Consider the following 23930-nt stretch of genomic DNA (forward strand, 5'->3'; position numbering starts at 1 on the left):
TTCAATCGGTTACAGCGCTTGCGTAATTTGAAGGGTAAACACCAGCTTAATGAGTGATTAGTCTTTGAGCGCGTACACAATTAAAGCAATGATGATAATCGCGGTAAACGCGCCCACCACATATCCTGTAAACGGGCTCGCTATCGCATCATTGAGCGTTGATTTAGTACTTTCTGCAAATAAGTCCTGGGCAAGTGTGATCGGCGTAAACAACAGACTTGATAATGCCAGGGAAGTTGCCAACTTCATTTTATTTTACCCTTAAATTTGATATCTTAATCATATCACACATGAATAAGAGTGATGTTTGATGAGAGTTTCAGCAGTCCAAAAAGATATCCTATTTGTGCTATACCAGCTAGAGCTTCGTGGTTTTTTAAAACCTATACCTGCGACAGATATTCTTACTATGTTGAATAAAAGTCGAGCAACAGAGGTCTTTGGGACAAACTTTAGGGTATCTTGCCACAAACTCAATGAGAATGGTTTGGTCCATATGCACCGGTCCTTGCAGACGTTCAGGCTTTCGTTTACGTTGACTGAACTGGGGCGAGAGAAAGCCATTGAATTAAGCTTGGATTAAAGCTGCAGGATTATGGAAAATTCAAAGCGCCAAATTCCTATTGTCATTGATACTGAGCGTAATGAGCCCATTTGGGTTGAATCATTAAGTTGGATCTATGAGCAGCATGAACTGCAAGAAATACGTCAAGCCAACATAAAACACCATCGTTTCGTCTGCCAAAACTGCAGACAACTGGTGTATCTTCATGCAAAAAGAGATGACGATAGCCGGCACGGGCATCAATATTACTTTAGTCATCCAGAAGGGATCGATTGCGATTGGAAGTCCGATAGTAAGTCTCGTGCGGAAATTTACGCAGGTGTAGGTGAAGGAGATAAGCATTGGCAAATGAAAGAACTACTTGCTAAGACGCTTATTAACCTCCCCAATTGGGAAGTGATTGATATCGATACGCAGTTTGTTTTTAGCCTAGACAAGCTCAAACGTGCAAAACCCGACCTCCATGCTCGATATCTCTGTACAGATGTTGCGTTTGAAATCCAACTTCGTAGTGAATCCCCAAAAGTCATCCTTGATCGACAACATTTCTATCAGGAAAAAGGATGGCCATTGATTTGGCTAAGTGCCGAGAATGAAGACCAGATCCTTGAGTTTTTTGATAAAGAAAGAATTGCGGTAAAACAAGTGCAGAAGGATATTGCCTTTTGTAACCGAGGGAACTGGTTCATTTTCAATAAAGTCTTAGCTTCCCAATCACTCGAAAATAAGCAGCTTACGATATTAACGAAAGTGTGGGAGCCCTGCTTAGCAGGTAAAAAGATTTATTATGATTGGTGTCAATATAGCGTTACCTACGACCAACTCACCCATTACGATGGTGAAACTTTTTATAGGGATTTCTACGCCTTAGATCGTGCGCTAAAAGCAGATTTGGTTGAGCAAGGGAAGTTAAGAGTTTTAGCAAATATTGACCATTTCAAAAACCAAGAATACCGCGATTGGAGCCAATTTTTAGTTACTGCTAAGATATGTTGGCCAACTCTGGATATGAGCAGCGATGGTGATTGGCTGCATTCTGTGTTTAAAGATGACTATTATCGGCGTGTACTGCAAGTAAAAAGCACTGCGCTAACTATCATTCGATATTACGCATCAGACATGCCTAATTCATATAAGCGTTGGGAACAATTTGCACTAAAGTTGAGTCATTTAGGCTTTGGTTTCCACAAAAATATGAGCTTAAGTGTGCTCGAAAAAATTATGTTAATCCTTGGATATGATCTGTCAACTAAGCTAGGTAAAAGACAAAAATCCTATGCACGAGCTGTTCATAACTTTTTCGACTATGAAGCATTTAAACCATACCAAGCACTTTGCTTACGAGCTATCGAACTTAGCGAATATAAAGAAGAGCTTCTACAAACACCTAATGTACTGGCACGTTTAAATGATCCTCAGAAAAAAACCATCGAAATAAATTCAAGTTTAGATGGTTTTCTAGAATGGTTTGCTTCTGTACCTATCTATGAGCAAAGAGGGTTATAGTGTAGTTTTGCTTGGCGCATTGGACAAATTTGGTCAGAATTGCCAGCTGCCTTGCTCATGAAATGGCTAACGACTAGGCCATTGTGGATGCAGTAACGAGTGATTAAACAACTATGCTTAGGGGGTCAATTGAGTAATTCATTATTTTCAGGCGATAAGGATTGGAAGGCGAATGCATGTTTAAATTGGTCACACGATTCTATGGGACTTTATATCGAAGGTTATAGGGAGGCTGCTGATAAACTTGTCCATGATGTAGTTCAATCGGGAACCAACCAGGATATTTTGGTTTTTCCTATATCATTTCTTTATCGTCAGTATATTGAACTGCAACTTAAGCATATTATTCGAGAGTCAAGGATATTTCTCGAAGAAGAGGCTAGTTTTCCTGAGAACCACAAAATTGGTGATTTGTGGAACACCGTGAATTCTCTTATGGTTAGAATTATCAAAGATCATGATAAATCTATAAAAAACTATATCACTAGAGAAGATGTTCAGATCATTAAAATGATCATTACAGAATTCGTGAAGGTTGATCCTGAGTCGTTTGCATTCAGATACCCAAAAGACAAAAATGGAAACAAAAATCTTGATGGTATTCAGCATATAAACCTTAGGAAGCTCCACGATCAAATGGATATTTTGAAAGAAAAGCTGGATAAATACTGCTTGTGTGTCAGTATTCTTAGAGATTATCAAAATGAAATGAGATCTGAATATCGATCATAGAATGCATACAAGTGCCTACTTTTATTTAGCCAGCAACACTTAACAGGCAATGAAATGCTCAATATAGATAATGCTGAAACATTAATACAGGTAATTCGCGGTATTCAGCGGGTTTCGCCTACCTTAAAGGACAGGACCAAGGAGCAAGTCGAGTGGATGACGCTTTCATATTTCCTAACCGCTCATACTTCAGATCTACATTATCCATTTGTCATTAGAAAAACTGAAAGTCCTGATTTCATCTTGGATTTTCCTGAAGCTAGTTGGGGCACTGAAGTAACAGAGGCAATACATCCCGACTACAATCGATTGAGAGCACTACTTGAGCGGGAAAGTCCTGAACCATGGTTTATTGACTCCTCGCATTTCAAGTGGGGGACGCCCAAAAAGAGTTTGGCTGAGCTTAAAGCGCTTGCGTTACAAACTGAGTTGTCAGGATTGCCTTGGATGGGGAACTCGGTAGAGGAGGAATTTAGCGCAATGCTGAAAGAGGTTGTCGCTGGTAAAGCGACGAAGTTAGGTACAGGAGAATATCAGAAATGTGATAGAAACATCCTCCTTATCTATAGCAATCAGAGCTTGCCTCAGCTGAATATTGAAGAAGGGGCTTCCATCGCAAAGGAGGTGCTCAGATCTGCTGCAGGGGGATTCGACGTAGTGTCAGTTGTAAAAGGCGTTACCCTGATAGAGTTTTCTGAAGGGCAGTCCCTTTTGAAACTTATACCAAAAATAGAATAACAGTGTTAAGTATATTATTGTGACTTCGCCTTTATGCCTCTAGATGAAATAAGGAACATAATATGAGTAGAGAAGCGATTCAAGCTGTCATTAACCAGGTGCCTGAATTAACTGATTTTGGGATCAGTATTTATACTAATGGCCGAGTACTAGACAAAACGCAGAAAAAAGCCGAATTCGATAAAAGTCAGTCGTCTTTATTGGGGAGTTCAGAGTCTTTCGAAAAAACAGTCAGTTGGTTAAAGCAAATCGAAGAAATCAAGAGTTTCAACTTACGCCGTAGCAGCTACGGAATAAAACATTTAGCTGAAAGAGATATTGGATATATTACAAATGGCGTGTTCATTGCAGCGGCTATTCACTCTGGTTTTAAATATAAAATCAACTATGACAGTCCTAACGTTCAGTTTAATATGTCGGAAAAGTAATTGAAAATGTTAGAAAAAGTATAGCCAGAAGTATTTTGTCTCCTTCATGTGATTCCGTAAATTACTAAGTGGGTTTAGGTGGTAGGGTAGTGCGAAGCAGGATGCAAGACTCAAAAATGCTTAGCTTGTGTTCTTAAGCATTTTTTACCCCCCCGATCTTCGCGACATTAACCATCTAGAAGTAAATGTAGGAAGAAATTAATCAATAACTCAAACGGCCAACTTTACTGTGCAAGCCGTTTAATAAGCAATTATACGCTAAAAAACGCCTCATCTATTGACTAAATATTCTAGACGTGTATTATAAATGGCAATAGCGCCTAGACCACTGTTACTAAACCTAGTTTAGTATTATGTCTGGGCCTTCTTATATCTGGAGGTTGGTAAGTTGTCTATGGAAGGCGCTAAACCATTCAAAGAACATTCGGAACTAGTTGCTACCTTAGAGCAAAGAGGTATGTTGGTTGCTGATTCTGAAAGGGCTGCAAGGAAAATTTCTCAGGTAGGGTATTATCGATTAAGTGGATTTTGGTATCCATGTAGAGAAATCGAATTTGATGAAAAAGGTATTGCTGTAAAGCTATATGGTAAACCGAAACGTCTAAATCAATTCTTACCAACAACAGATTTTGATGAAATTTTTAAGCTGTACACTTTAGATAAAAGATTAAGATTCTTGTTGTTAGACGGTATTGAACGTATAGAAATCAACCTAAAAACAGTTCTTGCACATGAGCTTGGTAAAGTTGATGAGTTAGCCTATCAAAATCCAGCATTCATTAATCCCACTCAGTTAAAAGATTATTATAATAAAGGGACGATTAAAAATTCATGGATAGAATGGAGCAACCGTCAAAGAACTGAATTGTCCAGAAGTAAGGAAGATGCCATCGTTTGGCATCAAAAATCTAAGAGAGCAATTCCAATTTGGGTTGCCGTGGAGGCGTGGTCTTTTGGCACGTTATCCAAATACTTTGAGTTGTTAAAACAATCCCATCAAAATAATATCGCAGCTAGACTTGGAGTAAGTAATCCTATTCTTCTTGTTCGTTGGTTGCAGACAATAAATATTTTGAGAAATAGATGTGCTCATCATACACGGGTTTGGAATCAAACACATAATAACCCAATAGGGCTCCCTACTGGTGATAGTGAAGATTCTTTGTATTTTGCTAACTTCAATTTAACAGATGACAGCAAAAAGAAACTTTACGGTTTAATCGTTATAATTTGGTATCTAGTTCAAAAAATCGGCCCTAATTCCGATTGGATTCAACATCTTATCGAGGAAATTGAAATGTTTCCTAATTTGCCAATCTGCTATAAGAAAGCTATGGGGATTCCAGATGTAGGGTTATCAATCGATTCATTCCTTTCTTAAGTAAATTAAAGCGTACTAACAAAACGTTATGCATCAAAGGGTGATTATGTTGGAAGCAAAGAAGATTGTTGACTGGCTCAAACTATCCCCTAAGCAAGCTTTCATCTTGCTAGTGCTTACAAGTATTTTACTTTTTGGTGGCGATAAACTGACAACACTGCTTGGTTTAGAAAAGGCGAAGGAGTTGGCTCAACCTTGGCTAGGTGTTGTTTGGCTCCTTTGCGTATCTCTGTTAGCTGCTGAGCTTTTCATTCCAGGAGTTAAATGAGCCAAAGGTCGCATCTTCCATCTACGAAAGATGAAGTTCTATCGAGAAAAGTTGCACCAGCTAACTCCAGGAGAGAAAGTCTTTCTGAATCAGTATATTGAAAATAATACGAAAAAGGTTTTGGCTCATTATACTGATGGTATTGTCCAGTAACTGATCACAAACAAAATTATTAGTATCGCATCGAATATAGCGCAGTACGATGATGTTTTTCCGCTTAACATTCAGTCATGGGCATGGTGCTACCTTAAAAAAAGCCTTACTTAGTGAAAGTTGATGCATAACAAGCAAATCAACCTGGTACTCGTCGCTGCGCTCCTGTGGGAGAGTAATAAAGTTCTTATCCAAGTGTGGAAAAGTAATAAAGTCTCACACAAAAAGGCAGCTATTTCATCGGTACGCTGCCTATCTAAAACGTTTATGCCCCAGTGAGAACACTTTCAATAAATACTTACGGTTACATTGCTTTAGCTTTTCTATTACTAGTAAAATAATTACCAGAGTGAGGGAGCATCGGTAACAAGGGAATAAACAGAAAATGGCACAAGACGGGAAGCAACTCAGTAATCCTTTTTCTACCGGTAGTGGTGGTCCAAGGTTTGAAGCTAATATTCAGGCTACATTCGTTACTTTAATGCTAAGTGGCGGCTATGCACCTTGTTTACCCACATGGCCAATTGTCGAGATTAAGTTACAAGGTGCTGTTTCAGGCTATTGTACGGATGACCTAATTGTATTTGTTGAGAATCCAGCAAGTAAAGAAAGACGTCGATTACTCGGGCAAGTTAAAAACTCTATTACAATCACCACTAAAAGTCCTCTTTTTGCCGAAGTTATTCAGGCCGCATGGAATGACTTCAACAATTCGGATGTCTTTACTAAAGGAAAAGATATAATCGCGTTGATTACTGGGCCGATTAATGCGACGGATACTGATGGAGTAAACATCTTATTGGAACAAGCTCGTCACACCAGAGATGCTGAAGAATTTCTCACTCAGGTTGCTCGTGCTAATTTCTGTTCGAATATAGTTAGATCTAAACTTGAAGCTTTTAAAGCACAGTTAAAGGCAGCTAATGGAGGTCATGATGTTAATAATGTTGATTTGCATGAATTTCTTAAACATTTTCACCTGCTTGGCTATGATCTAGCCAAAAAGGGAAGTGTTGTTTCGTCTCTACTACACTCGCACATTTCCCAGTTTAATAAAGATATCCCAGATAAAATTTGGTACCAAATCCTCAGTGAAGTGCAAGACTTCAATCAGTATGCTGGAACAATTACAACTGAAACTCTATCTGAGAATTTGGTCGATCATTTTAGAGAGTCTGAGATTACCCATATCCCGAAGGGCTTTACCAAGGAAGAAGCTGTTCGTGAAGCTGAAGTAACCGATGAATCTATCGTTACTGATTGGAACCAACATGCAACAGCTTCTAAATTGGCTTTAGCAATGCTACTTGGTAGCTGGAATGAGTCTAATAAGGTAGATATTGAAGTAGTCAGTCAGATAGTTGGTGAGAAATATAGTGACTGGATAGCTGACCTCAGAGAAACATTACATGTTCACGATACTCCCTTAATCTACAAAAATGGTCTTTGGAAATTCAAGGAGCGCTTGCAATCATGGCAAGATTTAGGCGGTAGGCTTTTCGATAACCACCTGGATATTTTTAAAACTACTGTATTGGAAGTCCTTTGTGTCAATGATCCGTCGTTTGAATTACCAAGCAATGAGCGGTATGCGGCTGCCATTCACGGTAAGGTGCTTCCGCACTCTGGCAATTTACGTGAGGGGTTGGCTGAAACATTAGCACTAGTTGGTAGTCAACATGACTCATTAGCAAATTGCAGCATAGGCAAGGCTGACTGTATCGCGGTACTAACTATCCGTGAACTCTTTGAAAATAGTGATTGGCTGCGGTGGGGGAGTCTCAACAGTTTGCTTCCTACTCTTTCTGAAGCTCATCCAGGTGAATTTCTTTCCGCTGTAGAAAACGCTATAGCCGTTTCTTCCTCTCCACTTGATGCGCTATTTGAGCAAGAAGACACAGGCGTCTTCGGTCGGAATTATATAACTGGTCTGTTATGGGCGCTTGAAGGCATTGCTTGGGATGAAGTGCATCTAAGTCGATCTACGGTTGTTTTGGCGGAGATAGCGTCGCATGACCCTGGAGGCAATTGGGCAAATAGGCCGGGAAATTCCTTAACGAATATTTTTCTACCATGGATGCCTCATACACTAGCTTCGATTGAAAAGCGACAGGTCGCTTTAAGAACAATATGTGCCGAACAGCCGGAAGTCGCATGGAAGCTGCTTGAAAGTTTATTACCTAGCCAACACTCCACAACCTCGGGAACCCACAAGCCAGTTTGGAGAAAAATAATTCCTGAAGATTGGGAACAAGGGGTTACAAACGGTGAGTATTGGGAACAATCTCGATTCTGTGCCGAGCTTATCGTCCAGCAAGCTGAGTACGACATTGCAAAGCTCGCATCGCTGGCAGGAAACTATGACCACCTACCATCACCAGCATCGGAAGCGTTGAGAGATAAGTTATTGTCTGACTATTGTTTAAGCTTGTCAGAGCAGGAGCGACTGCCTATCTGGAGCAGATTGTGCAAGTTCATTGCGCGTCATCGTCGCTTCCCTGAGGCGGAATGGTCATTTGGTGACGAACAACTTTTACCTCTGGAGGACATTGCCAACAGGTTAGCACCAAACACTCCAAGCCTATTACATAGGAGGTTGTTCTCTGACTCAGATTCCAACTTCTATGAAGGCAATGGTGATTGGCGTGAAGAACAGAAAAAACTGTGCCAAATTCGTAAGGTTGCAATAGAGGATATTTTAGCTGAAGGCGGCATAGATAAAGTGCTAGAGTTTTCGTCAAAGGTGACGAACTCCCACATAGTTGGGGAGGTGCTTGCAGATTTTGACTGTCTGGACTTTGATGCAAAGCTATTACCTAGCTTGCTCGATATGACAGAGCAAAAGAACTGGTCTCTGGTTGCTTCATATGCATGGCGTCGTAGAAATATGGGTGACTGGCAATGGTTTGATGATATAGACAAGTCAGAATGGAATCCCAAACAGATTTCCAACCTGCTCTGCGCTTTGCCCTTTAATAGGAATGCATGGGAAAGAGCTGCGCGGTTACTTGGTGAGAATGAGTGCGAGTACTGGAAACATACAGGGGCTAACATTTACCAGTCTGACGGTGACACAGAGTATGCATTAGTAAAGCTTCTTGAACACGACCGACCAAGTGCTGTAATTGGTGGATTGTCGAGTAATCTCTTCAATAAACAGGAGATAAACCCTGAACTCGCTTGCAAGGCACTGCTGGCACTTGTGCAGTCAGAAGAACAAGCGGAAAGAGTTGACAGTTACCATATCACGCAAATTATTAAGTATCTTCAAAAGAATATCGACACAGACGAAGACAAACTCTTTCAGGTCGAATGGGCATATGTTTCGTTATTGGATCAGCATGCTGAAGGCTCGCCAGTGACCTTAGAAAACAGGTTAGCGTCCACCCCTAGTTTCTTCTGTGAGCTGATTCAGCTCGTATATCGAGCGAAGGACATTGCGGCTGACGCAGCAGAACAAACTGAACTGAGCCGCAGTATTGCCATTAACGCGTATCGTCTACTCTCTACATGGAGTTCTGTTCCAGGTACTCAACCAAATGGGGTATTTAATCCTGAAGCATTCTCTGAATGGCTAACGGCAATGGAAGATATCGTAAAAGCATCTGGGCATTATGATGTCGCGCTGATTCAACTTGGCAATGTACTCGTTCATTCTCCTGCTGGAACAGATGGTTTATGGATACACCCTGTGATAGCAAATGCAATGAATAGCAGAGAGCGCTCTAGTCTTAGAGATGGATATCGGACAGGAATTTTAAATTCTCGAGAAGCTCACATAGTTGACCCAGAAGCTAAGCCTGAAAGAGCGTTAGCCGACAAATATCGGCGACGTGCCAATGAAGTTGAGAATGCTGGATACCAACGGTTAGCTTTAACATTGAGGGAAGTTGCTGATAGCTACGATAGGGAGGCAGAACGTATAATCTCGCGTGGTGATCTATATTGAGGGCAGGATAACCGCTGTGTTCAGTAATTTTACACGCCTCACTTCCCAAAACTCCGGTATCCAGTAAGTGGGGCGTCAACTCAGATACGCTGCTTTCTATTTGCCATACCTGAGTTAATTTATGGTTCGTAAATTTTGTAAGGCTCCTAACAACAAGTTTTGTCCAAAAGTGAGCCAGTGAATCACTCTAGACCATACTGATTGACGCGAGCCATAAAACTGATCCATTTCACCCCGTATATTCCTTCCAACGGGGCATTTTTTTATTGCCTTAGAATGAATCAAATCTTTAGATAATTGATTCATCGGTTTTTAGCTCATTCAACTTAGCTGCTTTGGCAATGGTAGAACGACTGCATTTAAGCAGACCCTGCACTTGTGACCAGCTTTTCCCTTCATCGAGTAGTAACCGAATATTTTGCCTTAATCCGTGGTCAGGCTGACGTCCAAGGTATTTGCCTAAGGTTTTGGCCTTTTCGATGCCTTGCGCTTGTCGCTTTCTTCTTGTCTCGTAATCATCTCTGGCCATTGCCGCGGCTAAATCAATCATGAACTCAGTCAGTACCTTTGCGATCATGGTATGTTCTTCTGTGCCATTTAAGATCCCATGTGTCATTGGCTGGTCAACGACAACAATATGAATATTGGCTTTTACCAACTTACTTTTTAAGATCTTCCATTGTTCAAAGGGGAGGCGAGACAACCTATCGACTTTTTCAATGAGTAAAACATCGCCAGGGTGAGAGTCCATGATTAAGCGTCCAAGTTCAGGCCGTTCAATTTGCGCCCCTGATTGCGTCTCAGCATAAAAACTGGCTATGCGAACATTTTTACTTTCTGAAAACTGAACCAACTCATTTCTGGCTCGATTGGCATCTTGTTCATCTGTCGATGCACGCAGGTAGGCCCGTATAAACATTTTGCCTCATTTGGTGTTTTTAGGATATGGTTTACGATGGTAGTGCGAGTAGGGTTTAAAATCAATATATAGCGAACCAGTTGGCAGAGTGATGTTGCTAGTTTGCTTGGGGTATATCCTAAATGAATCGATCTTATTATCATATTGGACCAATGTAGACTTAGTTAAGGGTGGCGTATTAAGTAAACCCACCGACCTTTAACTTTGATATAGATTTCATTCGTCCGCCAAGAACCTGATACCTAGCGCTTTCTCTTCCTGAACATGACTTCGAGTTGCGGTGCATATTTGATAACCCAACGATTCAGTGTTGAGTGGTCAAAATGAATGTTTCGCTCCGCGAACATTTCCTCAATATCACGGTAACTAAGTTTATAGGCTAGGTAATATCGTAGAGCTTGCATGATGATACGCAAGGAGTTTGTCTTTGACTGTTTTAGTTATTTTTTACCGTTGGATTACCGTTTAAATCACAAGCGATTTTTTTCATTTGTTAACTGGTATTCTTTCATTTAGCTTATATCCTTAATTTTGTGCCTGTAATGGTGCGTTCATTGGAAGAGCAGTATTAATGACAAATTAATCAGCAAAAAATAAGGGAATAAGCATGAAATTACATTATTTACTATCGGCAATCGTGGCGGTGTATGGTTCAACGGCGTCCGCCAATGTCGATGAGCGACAAATATTGCGTTATGCTGAAATGGCTAGCGAGACGAGCAAAGTGATCATTGGTGAGAGAGCACCAGCCAATTTGGTATTAAACAATCAATATATTAGCGCATCAGATGCGGGCTTTGTAATCCGCCGCGAGTTAAGTCATCCTAATGCGGATTATATCAAGTTGCATTTTACTAATGTGCAGTTAAGTAACGGCGCAAAATTAGTGGTACGTAGCCCAGATAACAGCGAACGATATGAATATACAGCTACTGATATGAGAGCGGCGACGCTCGATGCTAAATTCGGAGATGATGGTGTACACTCATTTTCTGTTATGTCGATATCAAATGACAGCGCTGTCATTGAGTATTATCCTAGTACCAGCGCTGCAGTAGATGAGCAAAGTGAATTTGGGACGGTGGATAGTTATTTCTATGGCACTGAAAGCGTTATTCAACCTGCTGACGATCCCCTTGATGATGTGTCACCCCTTTCGACCTGTGGCGTGAATGAACGTAAAGGCGTTCAATGCTGGGCGGATAGCCATCCCATTGAGTTTGAACGAAGCCGGCCAATCGCGCGTTTGGTTATTGGTGGACGCAGTTTATGCACTGGCTGGCGCGTTGGGGCTGATAATAAAATGTTTACCAATAACCACTGTGTGGAGACTGCGCAAGAGTTAGCATCTACTGAAGTGTGGTTTAATTATCAAAATAAAAGTTGTAATGGCAACACTAAAGAAACCATAGTCAAAGTGACCGGAAATGAGTTTTTTAAAACAGACTACACCCTCGATTACACTCTGTTTAGCGTCAATAACTTTACCGCTATTACCCAGTTTGGCCACCTGGGTCTCGAGGTACGTGATGCGTTGCAAGGTGAACTGATTTATATTCCACAGCATGGTTCGGGTAATCCAAAGGAGCTTGCGATTGAGTCAGATCAAGACAGTAATGGTCTGTGTCAAGTGAATGCAGCATCGACAAATGGCCGTGGCAGCAATACCGATATTGGTTATAACTGCGACACTATTGGCGGATCGTCCGGGTCACCTGTTATAGCGGCATCGAGCAATAACGCAATAGCCTTACATCACTTAGGGGGTTGCTACAATAAAGGGGCAAAAATCAGTAAGATTTGGCCACAAGTATCAGACCATTTTAATGGCGTTGTACCAATAGGTGATAACGTCGGCAATATTCCAACGCCTACAGCACGCTTCACTTATAGCTGTGATTTTGAGCTGTGCCGCTTTAATGCCAGCGGCTCTAGTTCAAACAGTTCAATTAGTCATTACGATTGGAACTTCGGTGATAATCAAATAGGCGCTGGCGAACAACTCGCCCATACTTTTGCGGCTTCAGGTACTTATGATGTCAGCCTAACAGTGCTAGATTCTAATAACCAAAGTGATACCTTAACTCAGCAAGTGTCCGTGACTTCCGGCGGCACATTGCCTAATAATGAACTCGTAAAAGGGCAACCTAAAACGGGAATGACAGGGGGCTCCGGTTCAGAAATATTTTACTATATTGACGTACCAATGGACGCTAGCAATATTACCATTAGGTTATCAGGTGGGATTGGTGACGCTGATTTGCATGTAAAAAAAGACAATAAACCAACTTCAAATAGCTATGATTGCAGACCATTTAAAAATGGTAATAACGAAAGCTGTACATTAAATTCAGGCAACGGCCGTTATCATGTGATGTTGAAAGCTTATCGCAGTTATAGCGGTGTGAGTTTAGTGGCTGATTACACAAAAGGCAGTAACACATCGCCAGCAGATAGCATAGAGTTAGGGGGGCGCCCATCCCCTCGAAATAAACCTTAAGAGAATTTCAATACGAGATCTGAATTTTAAGATCCTGTGAGAGAAGAATATTATGTCTTCGGGGTAAGAAGCTTAGTGTACGTTTTTGTTCCATTGGGCTTCGTACCCCTAAGAGTGATAATTGCGAGATACCTCTGAAGATACGTCCTATGCTTTGCTGACTGGGGATCCAATTGGCGTAAGGTCGATGCAGGCGTAACTAGTCGAGCTTTAATGTGCCAAATTGATGGCAATCGGCCAAAGTCTGGGCACCTGAAATGACGGCAGCGAGTACAAGGAAGCAGATATCAACTAGGTCATGGTCTTGATTTATATGAGAACGGCAGTCGGTGATACAATCGAGATGTTTAAGCATAAGGCTTCAAATGGCAAAGAAAAAGAGTGCTATTTGATCACATCCACGTGATCAAATATGATCAGCCCTCGACTGGGGGGATCATTACGATGATAAAAGTATATGAATGGAGTGTTTTTTGTGAAAGTGTTTTCATCATGTATAAGATCAACCTTTTTCTCTCCAAGAGCCGATAGTGAAGAAAAATCTGGATTAGAGAAAGGTGTGTTAAATAAGAAGGTAGAGAGTCATTACAAAAAAGATAAATCATCTTGGGAACCAATGATTTGTTACTCTATAGCATTAAAAGTTGGTGTATTAGATAAAACAATTAAGAAAGAAACCAGAGATACTATTAACAACATGTTAAAGGGGGGGGGGTACAATCAAAGATATTCAGACTTAATGGAAGTGAATATGTCAACAACAAGGAGATATTTTGATACTTCGTTGGTAAAAGAGTCTGGGATTATAAATTTTATTGATGATAAAAACTCTAGAGTCGTTCACACTGCATATATAAAGAAAAATAAAGATGGTAGTGTTGAAATGTTCCATGCGAATAATATGAGTTTAGATGGTGCTTTATCTTTGGGAAGGGAGCTTAGTATTCTAGGTCCAACAACCCATTATGATCTTAGTGATAATTATGTAATTAATAGCTTGAATAATTGGCTAATAACATCTGAACATAGCTTCAAATTTACTTCTGTTTCAGAACTGAATATAACTACCAAGATTTAAAGACATGTACGGCTCTCAATTGGGAGCTATTCTTGCACTACAAAGGACATTCGAAGGGGAAAATCCTCTAGTGGCACTGCTAATGATGTTTTAGTCGATAGTAGTGTAATGTTAGTGTTTTTAATGTAACTGGCTTTGTAGAACAAATCCGTGCACACTACCCAATGGAAAGTCGATAACGGCTATCACCAGCGCTCTCTAGCAGAGACCGCCATGGGCCGATATAAACAGTTGAATAGTCCAATGCTAAGTTTACGTGATTACAATGGGCAAGTCGCAGAGGCATTGGCCAGTGTGAAGGCGATGAACAAAGTCATTAGACTGGGTATTCCCGTTCTCTAGCAAGTCGCTTAATCGGCCAGAAGCCTTGGAATGATTACGATCTATGAAATGATTTATTCAACAACGCCTATTGGCTTAATATAAACTCGGCTAAAGCCTTTGCTTCAGTTTCACTCAAACCTGTCATCGGCGGCATAGGTATTGCTCCCCACCTTCCACTCCCACCGTTCTGAATATTCTCAGCAACAATTTTTTTAGCATCTAGCACAGATTTATACTTTGCTGCGACCTCATTATAACCAGGCCCCACCACTCTATGGTCCAGACCGTGACAAGAAAGACAAGAGTTGTCCTTTAATAAAGCTTGCACATTTACTGGACCACTGCTCTTTACCTCCTCCACTTTTTTAGATGCTTCAATGATATTCTCATCTGTCATTTTCGCTGAACCATAAGCAACTGATAAGTACGCGCCTAAACTATTAATTTGTTGTTCATTTATTGGAGCACCATAGTTCTGATGCATCTTATGCATTTCAGCCGTCCATTGTGCTTGAGTCATACCAGGAGGCTGATAACTAATATAGTTCGACGAGTGACAAATATTGCACTTCTGTTCAGCAATGATGTAACCAGGTAATGTCGAAAACTTTAAAGTCGAGGTATCTGCTGGTAACTTAATCATTACTGGCTCTGCAATTGAAGCACTATTGATCACTACAGAAACAAAACCTAATATAATTAATACATTATTACTCATTATATTCTCCTTAAGCGATACGCACATGCGTATGTTCAATAGCATTACGCAGATAACCATTAGGGTCCCAAGTCGCTTTTATTGGTTGAGTTTCACCTTTATGACTAACCGCCCGAACCATCAACTGAATTCGTCCCTTTTTCTCAAAGGTTACTGCAATCATCCAACCTCGAAAAGAGAATCGTCCTAGGTCATCACTTAATATTGTCTGCAGCCAATGCTCACCACCATCAATAGAGACTTCTACGCTTTTGATGCCAGAACCTCCATCAAAGGCAATACCTTTAAGTTCTGTCTTCTTACCAACCATTAATGTGTCACCAGATTTAACATTAGTAATAAAACTGCGTACTGAAAGTTGAGTTATAGAACGGGTCTTTTCTGGAACACTATTTAGCTCAACGCATCCACAATCATTATCAGGAATACGATAGGCATGTGTCATAAAATACGCATTAAAGCCATTAAAAATATGGTCAATCACTTCAATCTCGGAGAGATGTTTAACCCAATAAGTAGCATAATAGCCTGGTACAATTAATTTTATTGGATAGCCATTTAAGAACGGTAACGGCTCCCCGTTCATCTCCCAAACAATCATAGGCTCACCAGTCATAACGTGATCATAGTCCAGTGCCTTACGAAAGTCAGAAGTAGTATCAAGTACTGGTTTATCTAAACCATTAAAAGTGACTTGCTTAGCCCCATTTTTAACTCCAGCTAACTCAAGTACTTTTTTAAGAGGAATACCTTTAAATTTGGCATTACCCATAGCACCGTTACCAAGCTGGGCACCAAATACGCGTGGCGATGAGTAACCTCGACTATTACCAGCACATTGCTGCACTGCAACAATTTCTATAACTCCATCCATTTCCTTCAGCTCAGCAAGTGTAAGAGCTAACTGTTTACTCACCAACCCTTTGATATTAATTGTATATGTATCAGGATCAATAGAAGTAGGGATATCAGCAAGATGATAACGAACAAAGAAATTTTCATTCGGAGTGATTAGCCCGTTATCAAAAACTTTCATTTGAGTTTCAAGATGTGGGGGACGCGAATGCACCAAAATCATATCGTCCTTACCAGGGAAATCATTCACGATTGGGCGCGAACCATCAGCAAATGTTACTCCATCCCCATCAGCGAATTTAATAACTGATTCCGCCAATGCAGCTATCGGGGTCGCGGCTATCGTTGCAACACTGGCGTTGCGCAAAAATTGACGGCGAGACTTTGATACTATTCTATTTATATTACTCATTAATAAATTTCCTTAGAAATAATTTGCAACACACTTATTAAGCCATTGTGATTAGCTTTTTCTTGATACGATATGTACAGTTCTCGTGGGATTATTAAAAATATTTCCCCCTTTAATACCTTTCATCGTCCCAATTGCTGCAATAAACCAAGCACAAATTAAGCCGACAAATAGAAAAATAGCAGCCCATTCGAATACAGTAGATCCTGTATGTCTAGCAAGCTGTGTTGTGCCTGTAACACATGTACCTACAGGGAAAGTAAATGCCCACCATGTCATTGCAAAAGGCATTTTTTTGCGTAGCGCTCTCAATGTAAGTAGACTTGCTAAGATTGACCAAAATAGTGCAAAACCCCAGATTGGGACACCATAAATAATAGCCATATTATTTAAGCTTGAAGCTATTGGTTCATCAACCACAAATAATGCAACAGATCCAAGAGCACCAACAGCGGTTATCGACTGCCCAAGTGGCCCTAAAACGATCCATAAAGTTGGCACCCGAGCACCACCAGAACTTCCTGAATGAGCTAAACGACTCCAGATCATGGTGATAATAATTAATGCACAAAACAGGCTAATGCCAAACATTGCATAACAGCCATATAATAGCGTTTGTTGCAGAGTAATACTTTCCACATAAGGAATTAACATAGCACCAATAGCAGCCGAGACCATAGGTGGGACAATAGGCATAAGCCAACCGCCAAAAGCAGCATCACCACGTACTTCATACTGAGTAAAATGGCGATAAGGAATGATAATTGCTGTTAACAAACCGCTAATAGTACCTAGTATCCAGAGTATCCAAGCAATCGTTTTCGCAGTATCTTGTGCAAAAATATGCTGCCCCAGTAAGATAGTCCCTCCAGCTATTGTTAATAATGCCATCGGGAGAGCACCAAAGAATTGTGCCATAACAGGATCATTAAATTGGCGTTTTATTATCTGTGGTTTAATGATGGTCTGAATAATCTTAATGGCTAACAAAATCATTAACATGGCTGATGCTAACAGCCATATAATCAACGCTATATTGGTTAATTGTGTGCCATACAATGGCAAACCTACAGCTGCATTAGCAATAATACCCGTACCCATTACTGAGGCAAACCAATTTGGACCGATCTCCTTGCTAAATTCGACTTGAGTGTCTATTGACATTTATTTTACCTATAGCGAAATATTCAAATTTATTTTACTCTAATTCAGAGCCGTTACAATTTAGTCCAGCTCAGTAACTTAAACAATTATAAAAATAGTTTTATTTAATGGTAATTACGTAAATAATGTAAAATAAATTTTGACTTCATAGTCATGCTAGGTATTGCTCTATTGCTTAAATCACTCTCAGGCGAACCCATCCCCACCTTATGTTACTGTGCTAATTGACCCTCTGGCGGATAGGCATACCTAGCCTTGTGACTTTGTTCATCATCTTTACACTTGCCAATGCCTTGCCACCCGAAACAATCTGAAGCCGCACAAGATGCTTTTAAAAACTTCCGGATGGCAACTATCCTTAATACGCTTGGGCATGTTGTACTCGATCGCATCGATGTTTGGTTTCAAGATGAAGCCCGATTTGTCCAACAGAATACAACCACCCGTATTTTGGCCAAAAAAAGCACTCGTTCACGGGCTGTCCCTATTTATATCCGCCAACAGGCGCTACACAAGCCATTATTGCCCCACATGCCAATCGCGAATATGTTAACGAACATTTAAAGCTGATCTCAACCGCGACGAGGCTTTGTTTCCTAAATAGGTTGAACTAAAACCGTAGCCGCAGATCTGATCGGCATCGCCTATCAACTTATCCATCAACCGTGTCAAAACCTCGCTATAAAACAACCCACTGGAAGCAATACAACCAAGCCTTAATCAACCGCGGTTCACTTACCTTCTGGATTGATGAGGATGCAATTGCTAAGTGGAAAGCCAAGGTCGAGCAGTCAAAAGAAAGGTCGCCCTCAAGTGTTTAGCGACTTAGCCATTACCACTGCGTTGATGGTTAAGCGTATTTTCTCTATGCCACTGCGAGCCTTACAAGGCTTCATCAATTCGGTGTTTAAACTGGGTGACATCCCATTATCTTGCCCGCATTACACCTGCATCAGTAAATGCGCGAAAACGGTTAATATTGCTTTTAAAACCAAGACTCGCGGCGCCATTGAGCACTTAGCTATCGACTCAACAGGCTTGAAGGTCTATCGCGAAGGTGAGTGGAAAGTGAAGAAACATGGCACAGATGTAAAGCGCCGAGTGTGGCGTAAACGGCATATTGCCGTAGATACACATAGCCATGAAATTATTGCCGCAGAACTCAGTTTATCAGGTGTCACAGACGCTGAAGTGATGCCCAATTTACTTAAGCAAACCCATCGAAAAATCCGCAATATCTCGGGTGATGGTGCTTACGACACGAAAGCCTGTCATGAAGCCGTTCGTCGAAAACGCGCTTTAGTGCTCATTCCACCTAGGGAAGGTGCTGCGCTATGGGAATAAGGGCATCCACGAAACTTAGCCGTCAGTAGGCAATAGCTTCATGGCTCAAATAAGCAGTGGAAAAAACGGTATGGTTATCATCGCCGTTCAATCTCAGAAACTGCCATGTACAGGATAAAACAACTGCTAGGAGGCACGTTGAGCATGCGGAATTATAACGCTCAGGTGGGAGAAACTTACGCGATGATTAGGGCTTTGAACAAGCTTACTGGACTAGGTATGCCTGAAACCCACTATGTAGCTTGATATTTGAACAATGATGAGCGTTTTGTTCGCTGACTCGATTTAGGAAACAAGGCCCGGGCAAGCGTGTATCACTTATTGCTGCGATTTAGGTTCTTATCCAATAAAACCCATATTAATATGGGTTTTATTAATTTAATGCCGCGATTAGATGTTTTAATTGTTTCCCTGATCGGGGTCTCTATCCGTTTTTTAGCCGACGCCCCGTAAACTCTCGCCTAATCGGAGGGGGATATATGAGGTGTCAGCTAAATGATTAGTAGCTAACCACGCAGTGAATTGCCCTATCTTTGTACCCACCATCAATGGTGGTTGTGGTTTTAAATGTCGTTCCGCTGGCCTTCTTCTGATTTCTAGAGAGGTTAAATGTAATTACTTTTGAAGTTTCATTATATTCTAATTTTTTTAATGAAAAGTCTTTGTTATTAATCACCTTGAATTTTGGCAGCATATCGCGATAGCCTGAAACGAGGCACATCATCTTTTTAGGTAGTTTATTGTTATGGTCAGACAGTATGTTTTTATAAGAAAAGTTTACAATGTCACGCTCTGAATAATTAGAGATAACATAGGTGTTACCTGATGCATGAAGAAGGTCATATGTTATTTCTGCACTTTGTGAAAAAGAGGAGAATGCTAATAAAGCTGAAAATACAATGGATTTTTTCATTTTTTCATTTTTACCTTGTTTTGTTAGTTTGTGATTGATGTATTGATTAATGGTTTCATAGTGCGTTGTTGATTAAATCATTTCATAACTTAGATCTCTGCAGTGGATGCTCCAAATTCATATTGGAAGATCATCCACACTTAAACTCTTATCGTCAACTTTGCGACAGAACCGATCCCTTACGGCCCCCAGAAGGGGACCGAATAACAACAGAAAATACCGAATGCTCTGTCACGCATCAACGCATGATATAGCGGATGTGATAAATAATATCGCTGAGGTTTTCCACTATAGAGCGCTGATTGGGTGCCTCTGCATTAGCTCCTTTCACATTGAAAATGCTCAGCGTCAGAGTCAGAGCTGTCGGATCCGTACCTTCAAACGGTAGGAAACGGCTATCGTCGAAATTCACGACAAAGCGCCCTGCATCCTGCATACCGTGAGACAAGGTGGCGATAGTTCCATCATTACCTGACAGCGTAGCGGCAATGTCCTGATATGGCCCCAGCAGGGTCGGTAACGTGACGGCAATACTCTTGATAAAGAGCTGTTTGCCCGAGCTTGTCGTGCCGTAGTCATGGGCCAGACCCAGTATTGACATATTGAGCGTTGAGCTGAAAATGTCATCCTTCAACTTAAGCTGGCCGGGAACATTACCCTCTTCGTCTTGACCGCCAAGCACAGCACCGATTGCAGCACTGAGGCTGTTATTTTGCTTACCGCGCAACGCAGCCAGGGATACTGTGCGTGTGGCCTCCAGCCCCTTCGCACTGTTCTGGATCCAGATATTCTCCATCTTTTGCAGTTCGGTGGTGAGCCCCTCGCCGGCGAGCAAGCCCTGATACAGATCGTTCCAAACCGGCGTGCTAAAAATGCCGTCCGTTAGGCTACCACCCAGTTCACGTTTGAGTGCTTCACGGGCTTGAATACAAACCGGAATGGTGGCGTCGTAGAGCTGGTAATAGAGCGAGGAGAGGCGGCTGACCATCCAGTTATAAAGCCCCTGTCCAGAGAAGCGGTTGCTCTGTAGGTCATACACGGCCTGCGCATTGGCCGACTCTATCACCGCAAGGGAAATCTGTTTCTGCTGCATGGCAATCTGTGTTTTCAAGCTTTCTATTTGCGATTCGGCTTTGCTTACATCCTTATCAGCAACGTCACGCTGCAGCCCCCAGTCTTCCTTGCGGCGCTGGTAGTTTGCAGTCATTTCACTAATAGCGGCAGATTGGTCCTGCGCCATCGCCGCAACTTGTGTCGCCTGGGTGGCTGCATGTAACGGTGCCCCAAAGTCTCCACCGCCGTTGGCCAGACCAAATGTATTTGGCATGGCACTTAACACCCCGGCACCAATTGCCGTGCCCACGGAGACCAGATTTGTAGCCATCGCCGTTGAGCGCAGGGTCAGTCCGGCGATTTCCGCCGCCGACAGGTCACCGTTTATCAAGTGACCATAATAGGCTTTACGCAACGCAGCACTGGCCCGGTCGATATTCAGGGCGTCCAGGCTGGCATTGAGGCTGTCAATATTCTTTTGTGCAATATCTTGCTGTAGCCCCAGCACGGTAATCTGCTGCGCCTGCAACAGCAACGTCAGTTGCTCACTATCACGGCGCTCAAGTGCGCCGAGCAGGTTGCTACCAAACTGAGTCAGTTGGCCAACGGCATAGCGGGCATGGTCAGCCAGCCGAGGATAACGCCAGCCGGTATCACTCTTCCCATCAGGGCTGACATCATTCATGACCCCATCACCGCCGGATTGCTGACGATGAAGTTCGGCAGGGTCGACCGGGGAGGCAAACAGCGGCAGGCTGAGTGGTTGACCGTCAAGGCTCAGATTATGACGCAGGTTATAAAGCCGAATTTCCAGCTTATCCCACATGGCCAGCAGTACCTCATTATACGGAGGCAGAAAATCACCATCCCCCATATCGTGGGTGTCACCGCTGCGTAACCACTGAGCAAAGGTCAGCGATGCGCCCTCACTGCTGCGCGTTGCCGGGGACGCTATTGACTCAGCCTCCGTAGATAGAGTCGGATTATTCCAGGAGTTCGTAATGCGGATATCGGGGCGCGGGCCGAGCAGCTGTAGCGCTTGGACATAGTACATTTTGGCTTCGGTCAGCGTGTCACGCTCCAGCAGGCGATAGGCCGCATCCCCTCTGGCAATCAGCAGGTCAAGAGTATGCTGAAAAATGGCCAGCTTGTAGTGCATCGGGTCGGCGGTGGCAATCACATCCGGGTCGGTGCTGGCAGGCATCGCCGTGAAGGAGTCCCAAGCCCCATCCTGCTGCAACGGGTAACAGTTCCAGTAACGTGGCTTGCCATGGTCGTCCGTCAGAACATTACCATTTCCATCACGGTAGCCTGCGCTGTTAAAGATATATTTATACCAACGCTCGGCTTCTTCGAAGCGCTGCTCGGTGGCAAAGCGGGTCGCGAGCAAGAACGGGAGATGGAAGAATATTTCCCACAGGTACTGCCCATACGGTCCGGTAAACGCATCACCACCTAGAGTTGGTTCATTTGGTTTGGCGTTGTAAAACCATGCCCCGGCCTCTGCAATCATTTTTTGATTGTCATAATGCAGAAAATCATCAATTCCACTTTTCAGTAAACCTTTCAGTGAAATTATGGGAGGCGATACAGTGAATGCAGTATTACGTGGACTGAGTTCTAGCCACAGGCTCCCCTTATCATCCATATTGAAATTGCCGCACTGCCAAGTTATCGACTGTTGATGTCCAAGAAACATTGCCAACCCCCTAAGACTATGAAAAGAAGATTCATCGTGCTGAGGGATTAATGTATATGTCTCATTATTATCTAGTGGAAGTACTATTGATGCAGTTTCATTTTTACCTACAGATAGGAGCACATCCATGTCAGATTCCCCTATATCATCAGACTTGCACACTCCCATGCCGTACATATTCACAGTGTTCTTTACAGTTATTGTTACCCTAGTTCCATCCCATTGAATGTAACTATCAACAATGTATTTGCCATCATCGTAATCATATGTTACGTCATAAGAATTAAAGTTCGCTGGAACAAAACTCCAATCAGCAACAATTGATGTGAAAGTAAATTCATTAGTGTCTACATACCGTTCCCATTGTCCATCTCGCCTCATGACCCAGCAGTAAGATATTTCAACATCTTTAGCTTGATCGGCTGAGACTTGATTTTTCTCCATTGCGCTCCATAAGCAGAGCACCCCTTGCGGGCTATCTATCATGACAACCCTGTCATCAATAGGGGACTTTATCGCGGCTGGCAAAGGCTGCCAGTAGCCCCAGTGTATGGGCTTGCCACACTCATCGATAGAATTGTCCAGCCAGACCTCACGCCAGCAGTATTGGTCATCACTTTGTCGACCCGTAATGTACAGGCGAGTTCGCTCGGCGTTACCAATGCCGGCGCAAAGGTGTGTAATTTCGGCGGTTTTATCAACCTGGCTGAGATAAGTAAACAACGCACTTTCCACCAGTTCGGTAGTCAGCTTGCCTTGGTTTATCTTATTTTCCAGCTCTTTAAATTGTGGGCTCTTATTAGTGCGTAACGATGGTTCCACATAGTTGCCTGCATAAAAACGAAGCTTCTCTTTACCCGCCCAGGTGCTGTACCGCTTGTTATAGCGGTCCCAGTTATCTAGGAAGGCATCTTTCGCCAAATATGAGGCTGCACCACCATCCAGGTCACCTTCATATCCTTCGAGGCCCCGATGAATAAGCAGCTGCAGGCTGCTGACGGCTTCTGCCAGACGCGAGGTGGTCACAGCATTGCTGATTTTGGTATCCAGTAACAGATATTCGTACAGGTCATCAGCCGTCGTAACGGCACTCCCTTGTGGCAGCATTGAGACAGTATGTGTCGCCAGATAGTGGCTGACCAGCGCGTCGCGACGCGCTTCCTTAAGGTTCTGGTTAAATAATGAGATTGACATCGTGTTTCTATCCTCTATTCAGTTTACTCTGCCGCAT

At 42.3% G+C, this 23930-nt stretch carries 16 protein-coding genes and 5 pseudogenes; 12 read left to right on the forward strand and 9 right to left on the reverse strand.

What is annotated here, in order from left to right; translation table 11 throughout:
* Positions 1-57: 57 nt before the first annotated feature.
* Positions 58-249 (reverse strand): hypothetical protein, encoded by a 192-nt coding sequence (locus CKQ84_RS08145; protein WP_105250854.1) that lies wholly within the window; start codon positions 247-249, stop codon positions 58-60.
* Positions 250-595: 346 nt separating this feature from the next.
* Between CKQ84_RS08145 and CKQ84_RS08155 the strand changes: the two genes are divergently transcribed.
* The 7 genes from CKQ84_RS08155 to CKQ84_RS08185 all read left to right on the forward strand — a co-directional run bounded on the left by CKQ84_RS08155 (position 596) and on the right by CKQ84_RS08185 (position 9720).
* Complete coding sequence (locus CKQ84_RS08155; RefSeq protein WP_105250856.1) at positions 596-2071, forward strand: DUF6035 family protein; 1476 nt, start codon at positions 596-598, stop codon at positions 2069-2071.
* A gap of 129 nt (positions 2072-2200) precedes the next feature.
* Entirely contained in the window at positions 2201-2803 is a 603-nt protein-coding gene (locus CKQ84_RS08160; protein ID WP_105253032.1) for a hypothetical protein, read from the forward strand.
* 54 nt (positions 2804-2857) lie between these two features.
* Complete coding sequence (locus CKQ84_RS08165) at positions 2858-3541, forward strand: hypothetical protein (protein ID WP_105250857.1); 684 nt, start codon at positions 2858-2860, stop codon at positions 3539-3541.
* Positions 3542-3603: 62 nt separating this feature from the next.
* Positions 3604-3969 carry a hypothetical protein gene (locus tag CKQ84_RS08170; RefSeq protein ID WP_105250858.1) on the forward strand — a complete coding sequence of 122 codons (366 nt, stop codon included), beginning with the start codon at positions 3604-3606 and terminating at the stop codon, positions 3967-3969.
* Between the two features lie 394 nt (positions 3970-4363).
* Complete coding sequence (locus CKQ84_RS08175; protein WP_254053174.1) at positions 4364-5350, forward strand: Abi family protein; 987 nt, start codon at positions 4364-4366, stop codon at positions 5348-5350.
* 46 nt (positions 5351-5396) lie between these two features.
* The gene (locus CKQ84_RS08180; protein WP_105250860.1) at positions 5397-5618 is read left to right on the forward strand and encodes a super-infection exclusion protein B; all 222 of its coding nucleotides are present in this window, start codon (positions 5397-5399) and stop codon (positions 5616-5618) included.
* Positions 5619-6156: 538 nt separating this feature from the next.
* Positions 6157-9720 carry a hypothetical protein gene (locus tag CKQ84_RS08185; protein WP_105250861.1) on the forward strand — a complete coding sequence of 1188 codons (3564 nt, stop codon included), beginning with the start codon at positions 6157-6159 and terminating at the stop codon, positions 9718-9720.
* A 289-nt stretch (positions 9721-10009) separates the two neighbouring features.
* Here CKQ84_RS08185 and CKQ84_RS08190 read toward each other — a convergent pair whose 3' ends face one another.
* On the reverse strand, positions 10010-10639 hold the full coding sequence (locus CKQ84_RS08190; RefSeq protein WP_105250862.1) for a recombinase family protein: 630 nt from the start codon (positions 10637-10639) through the stop codon (positions 10010-10012).
* A 182-nt stretch (positions 10640-10821) separates the two neighbouring features.
* Positions 10822-11043 (reverse strand): annotated as a pseudogene (locus tag CKQ84_RS08195) (IS6 family transposase); the annotation flags it as partial.
* 203 nt (positions 11044-11246) lie between these two features.
* On the opposite strand from CKQ84_RS08195, the gene CKQ84_RS08200 reads away from it, so the two are divergent.
* Complete coding sequence (locus CKQ84_RS08200; protein WP_105250863.1) at positions 11247-13139, forward strand: PKD domain-containing protein; 1893 nt, start codon at positions 11247-11249, stop codon at positions 13137-13139.
* A 109-nt stretch (positions 13140-13248) separates the two neighbouring features.
* Here CKQ84_RS08200 and CKQ84_RS08205 read toward each other — a convergent pair.
* Positions 13249-13494 (reverse strand): annotated as a pseudogene (locus CKQ84_RS08205) (transposase family protein); the annotation flags it as partial.
* 120 nt (positions 13495-13614) lie between these two features.
* On the opposite strand from CKQ84_RS08205, the gene CKQ84_RS08210 reads away from it, so the two are divergent.
* Together CKQ84_RS08210 and CKQ84_RS08215 are read left to right on the forward strand one after the other, a co-directional pair.
* Positions 13615-14217, forward strand: coding sequence for a hypothetical protein (locus CKQ84_RS08210; RefSeq protein ID WP_105250864.1), 603 nt, complete (start codon positions 13615-13617; stop codon positions 14215-14217).
* Positions 14218-14379: 162 nt separating this feature from the next.
* Positions 14380-14559, forward strand: a pseudogene (locus tag CKQ84_RS08215) (IS5/IS1182 family transposase); the annotation flags it as partial.
* Between the two features lie 67 nt (positions 14560-14626).
* On the opposite strand, the gene CKQ84_RS08220 reads toward CKQ84_RS08215, so the two are convergent.
* The 3 genes from CKQ84_RS08220 to CKQ84_RS08230 are packed head-to-tail and all read right to left on the reverse strand — an operon-like array spanning position 14627 to position 17690.
* Complete coding sequence (locus tag CKQ84_RS08220; RefSeq protein ID WP_105250865.1) at positions 14627-15259, reverse strand: c-type cytochrome; 633 nt, start codon at positions 15257-15259, stop codon at positions 14627-14629.
* 10 nt (positions 15260-15269) lie between these two features.
* Positions 15270-16526 carry a molybdopterin-dependent oxidoreductase gene (locus CKQ84_RS08225; RefSeq protein ID WP_105250866.1) on the reverse strand — a complete coding sequence of 419 codons (1257 nt, stop codon included), beginning with the start codon at positions 16524-16526 and terminating at the stop codon, positions 15270-15272.
* Positions 16527-16577: 51 nt separating this feature from the next.
* Positions 16578-17690, reverse strand: a complete 1113-nt coding sequence (locus CKQ84_RS08230) for a TDT family transporter (protein ID WP_105250867.1) — start codon at positions 17688-17690, stop codon at positions 16578-16580.
* A 297-nt stretch (positions 17691-17987) separates the two neighbouring features.
* Here CKQ84_RS08230 and CKQ84_RS08235 point away from each other — a divergent pair.
* Positions 17988-18274, forward strand: a pseudogene (locus CKQ84_RS08235) (IS630 family transposase); the annotation flags it as partial.
* Positions 18275-18355: 81 nt separating this feature from the next.
* Positions 18356-19280: pseudogene (locus CKQ84_RS08245) on the forward strand (IS5 family transposase).
* Positions 19281-19533: 253 nt separating this feature from the next.
* Here the strand turns inward: CKQ84_RS08245 and CKQ84_RS08250 are convergent.
* Together CKQ84_RS08250 and CKQ84_RS08255 are read right to left on the reverse strand one after the other, a co-directional pair.
* The gene (locus tag CKQ84_RS08250) at positions 19534-19947 is read right to left on the reverse strand and encodes a hypothetical protein (RefSeq protein WP_105250869.1); all 414 of its coding nucleotides are present in this window, start codon (positions 19945-19947) and stop codon (positions 19534-19536) included.
* Positions 19948-20185: 238 nt separating this feature from the next.
* Complete coding sequence (locus CKQ84_RS08255; protein ID WP_105250870.1) at positions 20186-23893, reverse strand: neuraminidase-like domain-containing protein; 3708 nt, start codon at positions 23891-23893, stop codon at positions 20186-20188.
* Between the last annotated feature and the right edge of the window lie 37 nt (positions 23894-23930).

Source organism: Shewanella sp. WE21, from assembly GCF_002966515.1.
In the GTDB taxonomy this organism is placed as follows: Bacteria; Pseudomonadota; Gammaproteobacteria; order Enterobacterales; family Shewanellaceae; genus Shewanella; species Shewanella oncorhynchi.

What these genes read in the sequence shown, in the direction of transcription:
- CKQ84_RS08145 (WP_105250854.1), bottom strand. Translation starts at nt 249, where the DNA reads ATGAAGTTGGCAACTTCCCTGGCATTATCAAGTCTGTTGTTTACGCCG.
- CKQ84_RS08155 (WP_105250856.1), top strand. Translation starts at nt 596, where the DNA reads ATGGAAAATTCAAAGCGCCAAATTCCTATTGTCATTGATACTGAGCGT.
- CKQ84_RS08165 (WP_105250857.1), top strand. Translation starts at nt 2,858, where the DNA reads ATGCTCAATATAGATAATGCTGAAACATTAATACAGGTAATTCGCGGT.
- CKQ84_RS08170 (WP_105250858.1), top strand. Translation starts at nt 3,604, where the DNA reads ATGAGTAGAGAAGCGATTCAAGCTGTCATTAACCAGGTGCCTGAATTA.
- CKQ84_RS08175 (WP_254053174.1), top strand. Translation starts at nt 4,364, where the DNA reads ATGGAAGGCGCTAAACCATTCAAAGAACATTCGGAACTAGTTGCTACC.
- CKQ84_RS08180 (WP_105250860.1), top strand. Translation starts at nt 5,397, where the DNA reads ATGTTGGAAGCAAAGAAGATTGTTGACTGGCTCAAACTATCCCCTAAG.
- CKQ84_RS08185 (WP_105250861.1), top strand. Translation starts at nt 6,157, where the DNA reads ATGGCACAAGACGGGAAGCAACTCAGTAATCCTTTTTCTACCGGTAGT.
- CKQ84_RS08190 (WP_105250862.1), bottom strand. Translation starts at nt 10,639, where the DNA reads ATGTTTATACGGGCCTACCTGCGTGCATCGACAGATGAACAAGATGCC.
- CKQ84_RS08200 (WP_105250863.1), top strand. Translation starts at nt 11,247, where the DNA reads ATGAAATTACATTATTTACTATCGGCAATCGTGGCGGTGTATGGTTCA.
- CKQ84_RS08220 (WP_105250865.1), bottom strand. Translation starts at nt 15,259, where the DNA reads ATGAGTAATAATGTATTAATTATATTAGGTTTTGTTTCTGTAGTGATC.
- CKQ84_RS08225 (WP_105250866.1), bottom strand. Translation starts at nt 16,526, where the DNA reads ATGAGTAATATAAATAGAATAGTATCAAAGTCTCGCCGTCAATTTTTG.
- CKQ84_RS08230 (WP_105250867.1), bottom strand. Translation starts at nt 17,690, where the DNA reads ATGTCAATAGACACTCAAGTCGAATTTAGCAAGGAGATCGGTCCAAAT.
- CKQ84_RS08250 (WP_105250869.1), bottom strand. Translation starts at nt 19,947, where the DNA reads ATGAAAAAATCCATTGTATTTTCAGCTTTATTAGCATTCTCCTCTTTT.
- CKQ84_RS08255 (WP_105250870.1), bottom strand. Translation starts at nt 23,893, where the DNA reads ATGTCAATCTCATTATTTAACCAGAACCTTAAGGAAGCGCGTCGCGAC.